General features: G+C 72.1%; 11 protein-coding genes. 4 read left to right on the top strand and 7 right to left on the bottom strand.

Going from position 1 to position 9,945, the window contains the following annotated elements; genetic code table 11:
* Positions 1 to 123 precede the first annotated feature (123 nt).
* A complete protein-coding gene (locus C1J01_RS41760; RefSeq protein ID WP_111184579.1) occupies positions 124 to 393 on the bottom strand; it encodes a DUF3040 domain-containing protein in 270 nt (89 codons plus the stop codon).
* Positions 394 to 622: 229 nt separating this feature from the next.
* Between C1J01_RS41760 and C1J01_RS41765 the strand changes: the two genes are divergently transcribed.
* Positions 623 to 1,087, top strand: a complete 465-nt coding sequence (locus C1J01_RS41765) for a pyridoxamine 5'-phosphate oxidase family protein (protein ID WP_111184580.1) — start codon at positions 623 to 625, stop codon at positions 1,085 to 1,087.
* On the opposite strand, the gene C1J01_RS41770 is transcribed toward C1J01_RS41765, so the two are convergent.
* The 5 genes from C1J01_RS41770 to C1J01_RS41790 form a co-directional block, all read right to left on the bottom strand.
* Positions 1,088 to 1,852, bottom strand: coding sequence for an SDR family NAD(P)-dependent oxidoreductase (locus C1J01_RS41770; protein ID WP_111184581.1), 765 nt, complete (start codon positions 1,850 to 1,852; stop codon positions 1,088 to 1,090).
* Positions 1,853 to 1,960: 108 nt separating this feature from the next.
* On the bottom strand, positions 1,961 to 2,695 hold the full coding sequence (locus tag C1J01_RS41775) for a sensor histidine kinase (RefSeq protein WP_111184582.1): 735 nt from the start codon (positions 2,693 to 2,695) through the stop codon (positions 1,961 to 1,963).
* A complete protein-coding gene (locus C1J01_RS41780; protein ID WP_181449258.1) occupies positions 2,695 to 3,477 on the bottom strand; it encodes a sensor histidine kinase in 783 nt (260 codons plus the stop codon). The genes C1J01_RS41775 and C1J01_RS41780 overlap by 1 nt, the downstream gene beginning before the upstream one ends.
* 92 nt (positions 3,478 to 3,569) lie before the next feature.
* A complete protein-coding gene (locus C1J01_RS41785) occupies positions 3,570 to 4,463 on the bottom strand; it encodes an RNA polymerase sigma-70 factor (RefSeq protein WP_220040375.1) in 894 nt (297 codons plus the stop codon).
* 140 nt (positions 4,464 to 4,603) lie between these two features.
* Entirely contained in the window at positions 4,604 to 6,013 is a 1,410-nt protein-coding gene (locus C1J01_RS41790) for an aldehyde dehydrogenase family protein (RefSeq protein WP_111184584.1), read from the bottom strand.
* A 189-nt stretch (positions 6,014 to 6,202) separates the two neighbouring features.
* Here C1J01_RS41790 and C1J01_RS41795 point away from each other — a divergent pair, with 189 nt between their 5' ends.
* The 3 genes from C1J01_RS41795 (at position 6,203) to C1J01_RS41805 (ending at position 8,343) form a co-directional block, all read left to right on the top strand.
* Positions 6,203 to 7,036, top strand: a complete 834-nt coding sequence (locus C1J01_RS41795) for a helix-turn-helix transcriptional regulator (RefSeq protein ID WP_235855022.1) — start codon at positions 6,203 to 6,205, stop codon at positions 7,034 to 7,036.
* 107 nt (positions 7,037 to 7,143) lie between these two features.
* Positions 7,144 to 7,893 (top strand): SDR family oxidoreductase, encoded by a 750-nt coding sequence (locus C1J01_RS41800; protein ID WP_111184585.1) that lies wholly within the window; start codon positions 7,144 to 7,146, stop codon positions 7,891 to 7,893.
* Positions 7,894 to 7,923: 30 nt separating this feature from the next.
* On the top strand, positions 7,924 to 8,343 hold the full coding sequence (locus C1J01_RS41805; protein ID WP_111184586.1) for a cupin domain-containing protein: 420 nt from the start codon (positions 7,924 to 7,926) through the stop codon (positions 8,341 to 8,343).
* 7 nt (positions 8,344 to 8,350) lie between these two features.
* Here the strand turns inward: C1J01_RS41805 and C1J01_RS41810 are convergent, their stop codons facing one another.
* Complete coding sequence (locus tag C1J01_RS41810; protein ID WP_111184587.1) at positions 8,351 to 9,850, bottom strand: sodium:solute symporter family protein; 1,500 nt, start codon at positions 9,848 to 9,850, stop codon at positions 8,351 to 8,353.
* Positions 9,851 to 9,945 lie beyond the last annotated feature (95 nt).

Genomic DNA, 9,945 nt, shown 5'->3' on the forward strand with positions numbered 1-9,945 from the left:
CGCGCTCGAGGAGTGGATCAAGGTCTGGAACGACAACGCCCGGCCCTTCAAGTGGACCAAGACCGCCGACCAGATCATCGACCGGATCTGCCGCTACTGCGACAGGATCTCAGGACCGGCTCACTAGGCGGCCCGGGTGTCCGCGACCGTCTCACACGCGTCGAGGCGCTCTTCGGAGCAGCCCCTCTCCCCCGTCGCGAGCAGCAGGGCGACTCCGAGCGTGAAGATCGCGCAGGTGAGCAGCATCAGCATGCACCACAGGTGGAGGGGCGAGCGGCCGGCCGGCCGGCGCCGCCGCGAGCCGGAGAGCAGCGCGTCGAGCTCGGGTTCCTCCGTGGCCAGGCGTGTCTCGATCGCGGACAGCGCCCGGCGCTCCTCCGGGGAGAGGTTCATGCCTCACGCCTCATTCCTTCGGACCGGCGGCGATCCATGACAAGCCCCACGACGATCACCCACGTTCGGCACGACGACGGATGACCATTTCAGCCCGGGACGAATGCCCTGCACAATGCAACCGTTGCCTACTGCAACGAACATGTGATGCGCGTCAGCAGGCCCGGGGCGTGGTGGCACGGTGCCCTAGCCTGCTATGGCACCCGCTTCGACAACCGTGAGGAACCGCATGTCCCTGCCCGACCCCCGCACCCCTGAGCAGCGCAAACTCGACACGCTCCATCGGCTGGAGCAGGATGTGGACGCCTGGGTGGCCACCGCCGATCCGGTGAGCGGGGAGCCGTACCTGATCCCTCTGTCGTTCCTGTGGGACGGCGCCACGCTGCTGATCTCCACGGCCGCCGCCAGCCCGACGGCGCGCAACCTGGCGGCGACCGGCGAGATCCGGCTGAGCCTCGGCCACACCCGCGACGTCGTCCTGATCGAGGGCAAGACCGAGCCGCCGCTGCCGGCCGGTGAGATCTCGCGCGAGACGGGCGACGCCTTCGCCGTCAAGACCGGCTTCGACCCGCGCGAGCTGACCGACCCGTACCTCTACTTCCGCGTACGGCCCCGGCGCGTCCAGGCCTGGCGTGAGGTGAACGAGCTCAAGGGCCGGGTGCTCATGAGCGACGGCCGGTGGCGGGTGCCCTGATCAGGTGAGTTCCAGCCCGCCGTCGACGGTGAGGATCTGGCCGGTGATCCAGGTGGCGGCGGGGTCGGCGAGGTGCACGATCCAGGCCGCCACCTCCTCGGGGGCGCCGCGGCGGCCGAGCGGGATGCGGGCGGACTCGTCCTGCTTGATCTGCTCGACCACCGTGTCGGGCAGGCCGGACGCCGCCAGGGCCTCGCTCTCGGTCGGGCCGGGGGCCACGGCGTTGACGCGGACGCCGTCGGCGGCCAGCTCCAGCGCCCAGCTGCGGGTCAGCTGCTCGATGGCGGCCTTGGTGGCGGCGTAGTGGGCGGCGCCGGGCAGGGGGCGGTGGCCGAAGGTGCTGGAGACGTTGACGATCGTGCCCCGGCCGGCACGCAGGTGGGGCAGCGCGGCGTGGGCGAGCAGGCTCGGGGCGGTGACGTTGAGGGCCAGCAGGCCGGCGACGCGTTCGGCGTCGGTGTCGGCCAGCGGCATGACGGCGGTGGCGCCGGCGTTGTTGACCAGGGCGTCCAGGCGGCCCCAGCGGTCCACGGCTGCCTGGACGACGGCCTGCGGCGCGCCGCCGGCGGTGATGTCGGCGGTCAGCGCGACGATGCCGGGATGCTCGGCGGCGGTCCGGTCCAGGGGTTCGGCGCGGCGTCCGACGCCGAGCACGTGCGCTCCGGCGCGGGCGAGGGCGATCGCGGTGGCGCGGCCGATCCCGGAGCCGGCTCCGGTCACGATCGCGACCTGATCCTTCAGGCGGCCGGTGTGCTGGTCGGTCATACATCCCCCAAGATTCGTGAATTTCGGATATGTCACTTTGAAGCAGGCGGTCAGTGTTCGAAGCGGGCGGCCCCCTTTTTAAGCGGCGGCCACCTTGGAAGCGGGCGGTCAGCGCAGGAGCGGAAGACGGAGCACGAAGCGTGCGCCGCCGTCGCCCGCGGCCTCGACGTGCAGGGTGCCGTGGTGGGCGCAGGCGATGTCGCGGGCGATCGCCAGGCCCAGCCCGGCGCCGCCGCTGGTGCGGCTGCGCGCGGTGTCCAGGCGGGCGAAGCGCTCGAAGATCCGCTCGCGGTCGGCCGCCGGGACGCCGGGCCCGTCGTCGGTCACGGCCAGCTCCGCCCGGCCGTCCGCGCGGCGCAGCGACACCTGCGACCGGTGGGCGGCGTGGCGCCGCGCGTTGTCGAGCAGATTGGCGAGGAGCCGGGCGACCAGCCGGGGCACGGCCGCGACCGTCACCGCGGGCTCCAGATCGAGCCGTACGTCCTGGGCCGCCGCCGCCTCGACCAGCGCGGTCAGATCGACCTCCGCCAGCCGCCCGTCGAGGCCGGCCTCGATCGTGGTCAGCAGGAGCAGGTCGTCGACGATGTCCTCCAGCCGGTCGAGATCGTCCGTCACGTGGTCGAGCAGGTCGGGCAGGTCGAGGTCGCCGGGGTGCAGCCGCGCCGCCTCCACCCGCACGCGGATCGCGGTGAGCGGCGTGCGCAGCTCGTGCGAGGCGTCGGCGGCGAACTGACGCTGCCGGTCCAGCAGCAGCGCCGCGTGCGCCTCCCGGAGGTCCTGGCCCTCCTCGTGCCGGCGGAGACAGGGCGCGGGCAGGGCGGCGCAGTCGGCGTCCGGTCTCATCAGGTCTTCCCTTCCTGCGTACGAGGGCCCGCGAGCGGAAGCCGCAGGACGAAGCCGGCGCCGCCGGTGTCCGCCTCCTCGGCGCGGAGACTGCCGAGGTGGGCCCGGGCGATGTCGCGGGCGATCGCCAGGCCCAGGCCGCTGCCGCTGCGGTCGAGGCGGCGTGCGGGCTCCAGGCGGGTGAAGCGCTGGAAGATCCGTTCCCGTTCGGATGGGGCGATGCCATCTCCGTCGTCGGCCACCGTCAGCTCGGCGTGACCGCCGTCGCCGCTCAACCGCACCTCGACCAGGCGCCGGGCGTGCCGCTGGGCGTTGTCCAGCAGATTGGTGAGGAGGCGGCCGATCCGGATCGGGACGGCCTGAACGGTCAGGCCGGCTTCCAGCCGCAACCGGACCGCGATGCGGTCGCTCCTGCGCGCGACCTCGTCACGGACCAGCTCGGCGAGGTCCACCCGCTGCGGCGTCGGCGGCGGGCCGGACTCCATCTCGGCGATGGCCCGCAGGTCGGTGATGATCGCGTCCAGCCGGTCGACGTCCCGCAGCGCCCGGACCACCAGGTCGCCGAGGTCGGTCTCGCCGGGATGCAGGCCGGCCTCCTCCAGCTCCGCGCGCAGCCCGGCCACCGCCGTGCGCAGCTCGTGCGAGGCGTCGGAGGCGAAGCGCCGTTTCTTCGTCAGCTCGCGCTTCAGCTCGCGCATCCTGTCGGCAGGCGCCTGGATCGTCAGCGCGTTCCGGGCCCCGCCGGGCAGCGGACGGGGGGCCTCGCAGTCGAACGCCGTCACAGCACCCATTCCTTCCTTGTGTCAACTGTCGGCGGACGGATGTCCGCCACCAGCTAAGACAGGACGGCTTGACGAATTGTGACAGCGTGTTGTCACTGGCGGGACACGCCAGTCATCTTGACCGGGTTCAGCACCCACAGCACCTCGTCGATGCCCCGCTCCGAGGCGTTGACGGTGACGACGGCGAACACCTGGCCGTCACGGCTCAGCAACGCCGAGGGCTGACCGTTCGTGCTCGCCCAGTCGATCTCGGCCCCGGCCCAGAACCCGCCGCCGTACGCCTTGATGACCTTCGCCACCCGCGACGCGCCCACCACGGGGTAGCGGGCGGCGCGCACGGCGCCGCCGCCGTCGGAGTAGCTGGTCACGTCCTCGGCGAAGAGCTTCTCCAGCGTGGTCAGGTCGCCGGCGCGGGCGGCGGCGACGAACGCCGTCAGCAGCCGGCGTTGCTCCGCCTTGCTGACGGGCGTGCGGCGCTCGCCCGTCACCCGCTTGCGTGCCCTGCTGACCAGCTGGCGCACCGCCGCCTCGTTGAGCTGGACGATCTCGGCGATCTGCCGGTAGGGGTAGTCGAACGCCTCCCGCAGCACGTACGCCGCCCGTTCCGTGGGCGAGAGCCGCTCCAGGAGCAGCAGCACCGCGAACTCCAGCGCCTCTCCCCGCTCGGCGCCGAGGTACGGGTCCGCGCCGGTGTCGACCGGCTCGGGCAACCACGGGCCGACGTACGTCTCGCGGCGCACGCGCGCGGACTGGACGGCGTTGATGGCCAGCCGCGTGGTCACCGTCGCCAGGAACGCCGCCGGGTCGTGCACCGTCGCCCGGTCGTAGGCCTGCCAGCGCAGCCAGACCTCCTGCACGAGGTCCTCGGCCTCGGAGACGCTGGCCAGCATCCGGTACGCGATGCCGAACAGGCGCGGCCGCACCCCGGCGAAGACCGCCGCGGCCTCGTCGAGGTCCCCACGACCACCGGATCCAGCATCCGCCACAGCCATCGCCCCCTGACCGGCCGGTGCCCCGTGCTCCGCCGGCAGGACCATTCTCCGGCCCCGTCCCGAGCGGTCATCCGCCGCCTACCCCTTGTGCGGCAAGGGCAGAGCCGGGGAGAGGTTTTCTCCCGGCCAAGGGCTCAGCCCTGGATGGACTTGATCTCCAGGTACTCCTCCAGGCCGTAGCGGCCGAACTCCCTGCCGTTGCCGGACTGCTTGTATCCGCCGAACGGCGCCAGGACGTTCCAGTGGCCGCCGTTGACGTCCACCTGCCCGGTACGCAGCCGGCGGGCGATCGCCATCGCGCGGTCGGGGCTGCCGAACACCGCGCCGGTGAGCCCGTACGCCGTGCTGTTGGCGATCTCCACGGCCTGGTCGTCGCCGGTGTACGGGATGATGGTCAGGACCGGGCCGAAGATCTCCTCCTGGGCGATCACCGCGTCCGGCGCCACGTCGGCGAAGATCGTCGGCCGTACGTACGCGCCCGTGTCCAGCCCGGCGGGCCGGCCGGGGCCGCCGAGCACCAGCCGGGCGCCGTCGGCGATCCCCCGCTCGATGTAGCCATTCACCCGCTCCCGGTGCTGCTCGGAGGCCATGGGGCCGATGACGGTGGCCTCGTCGGCCGGGTCGCCGACGACGTACGCCGCGGCGGCGGCCACCGCCAGCTCCACCGCCTCGTCCTGCCGCGACGCGGGCACCAGCATCCGCGGCCACGCGCCGCAGACCTGGCCGCCGTTGGTGAGGGTCATGGCGACGCCGCGGGTGACCGCCTCGGGGAAGTCGGCGTCGTCGAGGATGACGTTGGCGGACTTGCCGCCGAGCTCCAGCGTCACCCGTTTGACGGTCTGCGACGCGGCCGCGGAGACCTGCCGCCCCGCGCGGGTGGAGCCGGTGAACGACACCATGTCGACCCCGGGATGCGCCGCGATCGCCGCGCCGACGGCCGGGCCCGTGCCGTGGACGATGTTGAACACGCCGGCGGGCACCCCGGCCTCGGCCACGACCTCGGCCAGGATCGGCGTGGTCAGCGGCGCGATCTCCGACGGCTTGAGCACCACGGTGTCGCCGGCCAGCAGGGCGGGCGCCAGCTTCGAGACGACCTGCTGGAGCGGGAAGTTCCACGGCGTGATGGCGCCGACGACGCCGATCGGCTCGCGGACCACCAGCGAGTCGCCGATCCGCTCGGTCCACGCGAAGCCGGCGGCGAGCTCGGCGAAGGAGGCGGCCACCTTGACGGGGAAGCCCGCCTGCGCGGTGCGCGACAGCGTGATGGGGGCGCCCATCTCGCGGGTGATCGTGGCGGCTATCTCCTCGGTTCGGGCGCGCAGCCCGTCCGCGACGCGCCCGACGATACGCGCGCGTTCGGCCGGGTCGACGGCGGCCCAGCCGGGGAAGGCCGCCCGCGCCGCGGCGACGGCCCGGTCCACGTCGGCGGGGGTGCCGTCCGGCACCTGGGCGATGACCTCGCCGGTCGCGGGGTTGATCACGTCGATCATGAGGCTGGATCCCGTGGCGGGCCGGCCGCCGATCCAGTGGGTTGCTCTGTTCATGGAACGACCGTCGCAGCACGGCGCCGCCGGTGGAATGTGCTCCCGATCCAGGGTCTCGCTGCAGACCGGATCCAGGGATCGGCAGTACATGGATACGGCGGGCCGGCGCCCGCATACTCGACGCCCCGGGGAAACATTCCAGGCCAGAGGGCGTTCCCCCGTCATCACGCACAGAGGAGGACGACCATCGTGGACCGGGCCCGGCTCGCCGAGTTCCTGCGCAACCGCCGGGAGGCATTGCAGCCGGAGGACGTGGGGCTGCCCCGTGGCGGGCGGCGGCGCACGGGTGGGCTGCGGCGCGAGGAGGTCGCCGTGTTGTCCGGCATGTCGGTCGACTACTACAGCCGGCTGGAGCAGCGGCGCGGGCCGCATCCGTCCGAGCAGGTGCTCGCCGCCCTCGCCGGCGGCCTGCGCCTGTCCCTGGAGGAACGCGACCACCTGTTCCGTCTCGCGGGCCATGTCGTCCCGCAGCGCGCCCTGCGCGCCGACCACGTCAATCCCGGCATGATGCGCATCTTCGACGGCCTCGACGACGCCGCCGCCCAGGTCGTCAACTACGTCGGGGAGACGCTGAAGCAGACCCGGCTGTCGAAGGCGCTGATCGGTGACGAGAGCGTCCGCACCGGGCCGGCCCGCAGCATGCACTACCGGTGGTTCACCGATCCCGGCACCCGCGCCCGCTACCCCGAGGAGGACCACGAGGAGCACAGCAGGCTCATCGCGGCGAACCTGCACGAACTCCACACCCGCGATCCCGCCGACCCGAGGGTGACGGCGCTCGTCGAGGCGCTGCTCGCCGAGAGCGACGAGTTCGCCGCGCTGTGGCGCGAGCACCCGGTCGCCGGCCTGTACTGCCCGCTCAAACGCGTCCGGCACCCGCGGCTGGGGCTGCTCGAACTGCACTGCCAGACGCTGGTCGACCCCGACCGGTCGCAGTTGCTCGTCGTCTACACCGCGCCGGCGGGCAGCGAGAGCCATGACAAGCTGCGCCTGCTGTCCGTCATCGGCGATCAACGAATCTGACAGTTGGGCTTGGGGAATTCCGCGGTAGCTGTCATGGGCCCGGAGGGTGCCCTGTCCCAGTCGGCGACCGGCCGGCACAGCGCCCCGGCGTACGGAAAGGCTTTGCCATGAAGATCGTGGTCATCGGCGGAACCGGCCTGATCGGGTCGAAGGTCGTCCGGAGACTGGGCGAACAGGGCCATGAGGCGGTGGCGGCCTCACCGCGGACCGGCGTCGACACGCTCACCGGCGAAGGGCTGACCGAGGCGCTCGCGGGCGCGTCGGTGGTGGTGGACGTGTCGAACGCGCCGTCGTTCGAGGAGAACGCGGTGATGTCGTTCTTCCGGACCTCCACCGGCAACCTGCTCGCCGCGGAGGCGAAGGCCGGCGTGGATCACCACGTGGCGTTGTCGGTGGTGGGCACCCACCGGTGGCCGGAGAACGGCTACTTCCGGGCGAAGGTCGCGCAGGAGGAGCTGATCGAGAAGTCGTCGATCCCGTTCTCGATCGTGCACGCCACCCAGTTCTTCGAGTTCGCCCAGACCATCGCCGACGAGGCCGCCGACGACGGCACGGTCCGGATCGCGCCGGTGCGCTTCCAGCCCATCGCGGGCGACGACGTCGCCGAGACGGTCGCCGACGTGGCGCTGGGGTCGCCGCTGAACGGACGGGTCGAGGTCGGCGGGCCCGAGCAGTACCGGATGGACGAGTTCTTCCGCCAGGCGATGGCGGTGTGGGGCGACCCGCGCGAGGTGGTCACCGACCCGCACGCGCGCTACTTCGGGTCGGTGCCGGGCGAACGGACCCTGGTGCCGGGCGACGACGCGCTCACCGGCCGTACCCACTACCGCGACTGGCTGGCCCGGTCCGGAAAGTGACCCGTCCCCACCTGTGTGAGAGGGAGTCTCATGTCCACTGACCGCGAACCGCGATCGACCGCCTGGCAGACGGCGCTGACCGTGGTGCAGGAGGCGGAGCCGCCGTTCATCCCGGAGGGCGCGCACGCCATGACCATCGTCATCGAGTACCCGCCCGGCGATCCGGGCACGCCGCCGCACCGGCACACCGGACCGGCGTTCGGCTTCGTGCTGGAGGGCGAGATGTTGCTGGAGCTGGAGGGCGAGCCGGAGCGGGTCGTACGCGCCGGGGAGGCGTTCTGGGAGCCGGGCGGCGACGTCATCCACTACCAGGACGGCAACAACCGCGACGACGTGCCGCTCCGCTTCACCGTCACCATGTTGTGCGAGCCGGGCAAGCCGATGCTCACCCTGGTCGAGGAGGAGGAGCTGGCCCGGCGGCAGGACCGCCGGGCCCCTCGCCCGTCCTGAGCCCCGGTCAGTGGCCGCCGGCCGCCTGCGCGGTCTCGGGCCGCTCGGTGTTCAGCGAGTCGATGAGCGCGTCGGCCTCGTCGTTGCGAGCCGGCGCGGCCAGGCCGACGATCACGAACACCGCCAGCGCCGAGAGCACCGGGGCGGCCACCTCCACGGTCTGGCCCTGGCCGGGGAAGACGTACTTGACCAGGGCGAAGACCACGAGCCCGGTCGCCCAGGAGCCGATCGCGGCGGCCGGACCGCAGCGCCGGAACATCGGCAGCATGCCGAGCAGCATCGGGATGGCGATCGGGCCGACCAGCGCGCCGAACCAGAGGATCAGCAGGCCGAGCACGCCGCCGAAGCTGTCCGCGCTGAGCGCGATGCCCATCGACAGGACGATGAACAGGAACGTCGAGACCCGGCCGGCCAACAGCTCCGACGCGGACGACAACCGCCGCGCCCGCTTCCAGACCGCCGGGATGATGTCCCTGATCACCACCGAGGAGATCGCGTTGGCGTCGGAGGACGTCATCGCCATCGTGTGGGCGAACATCCCGGCGAGCACGAGGCCGATGAGCCCGCCGGGCAGCAGTTGCTGGGTCAGCAGCGCGTACGACTGGTCGGGCTCGGCCAGGTTCGGCAGCAGGACCGGCGCGGCCCACATCGGGAAGAACAGCACGAGCGGCCAGAAGAGGTAGAGGCCGGCGGAGAACAGCGCGGCGCGCCGCGCGGAGCCGCCGGTCGGCGCGGCGATGAACCGCTGGGCGAGGTTCCAGGTGCCGCCGTTGTAGGACAGCGTGTTGATCAGCAGGTAGACGAGGACGAAGCCCACGGTGTAGTTGCCGTTGAACGGCTGGCCGTGCCCTTCGGGCAGCTGGTCCCACAACGTCCAGATCGCGGACACGCCGCCGAGCTGGGCCAGCACCGCGACGAACATCGTGATCCCCGCGACGAGCTGGATGACGAACTGGCCGAGGTCGGTGAGGGCGTCGGCCCACAACCCGCCGATCGTCGAGTAGATCAGCGTGACGCCTCCGGTGAGCAGCACGCCCCAGGCGATCGGCACGCCCGCGAACACCTGCAGCAGCAGCGCGGTCGCGGCCCACTTGGCGCCCACGTCGAAGACCTTCAGCGCGGTGCCGCTCCAGGCGAGCACCTGCTGCGCCGGCACGTTGTAACGGGTCGCGAGGTACTCCAGCGGCGAGATGATCCCGAGCCGCTGCCGCAGCCGCGGCCAGCGCGGCGCGAACAGCACCGACCCGACCAGCATCGCGAACGTGATCCCGATCGCCCACCAGACGTAGAGGGTGAAGCCGGCGGTGTAGGCGATGGCCGCGTAGCCGACGAAGACCGCCGAGCTGTAGCCCGACATGTGGTGGGAGATTCCGGACAACCACCAGGGCATCCTGCCACCGGCGGTGAAGAAGTCCTTGGCGTCACGGATGCGGGACTTCGCCCAGACGCCGATCGCGATCATCACGACGAAGTAGCCGCAGATCACTAGCCAGTCGAGAAAACCCATGAGATCTCCCTGGTGGGGGTGGGGAGCAGTGCGAATCAGAGTGAGGGTCGGTCGTGGGGGTGCGGGCCCCGATCGGAGCGGGGTCGAGTCGGAAG

The sequence above is a fragment of the Nonomuraea aridisoli genome, from assembly GCF_003236395.1.
GTDB lineage: Bacteria > Actinomycetota > Actinomycetes > Streptosporangiales > Streptosporangiaceae > Nonomuraea > Nonomuraea aridisoli.

Excerpts from the sequence above, each read along its gene's own strand:
- C1J01_RS41805 (WP_111184586.1), top strand. The coding sequence starts at position 7,924 with ATGTCCACTGACCGCGAACCGCGATCGACCGCCTGGCAGACGGCGCTG.
- C1J01_RS41810 (WP_111184587.1), bottom strand. The coding sequence starts at position 9,850 with ATGGGTTTTCTCGACTGGCTAGTGATCTGCGGCTACTTCGTCGTGATG.
- C1J01_RS41790 (WP_111184584.1), bottom strand. The coding sequence starts at position 6,013 with ATGAACAGAGCAACCCACTGGATCGGCGGCCGGCCCGCCACGGGATCC.
- C1J01_RS41760 (WP_111184579.1), bottom strand. The coding sequence starts at position 393 with ATGAACCTCTCCCCGGAGGAGCGCCGGGCGCTGTCCGCGATCGAGACA.
- C1J01_RS41765 (WP_111184580.1), top strand. The coding sequence starts at position 623 with ATGTCCCTGCCCGACCCCCGCACCCCTGAGCAGCGCAAACTCGACACG.
- C1J01_RS41775 (WP_111184582.1), bottom strand. The coding sequence starts at position 2,695 with ATGAGACCGGACGCCGACTGCGCCGCCCTGCCCGCGCCCTGTCTCCGC.
- C1J01_RS41770 (WP_111184581.1), bottom strand. The coding sequence starts at position 1,852 with ATGACCGACCAGCACACCGGCCGCCTGAAGGATCAGGTCGCGATCGTG.
- C1J01_RS41800 (WP_111184585.1), top strand. The coding sequence starts at position 7,144 with ATGAAGATCGTGGTCATCGGCGGAACCGGCCTGATCGGGTCGAAGGTC.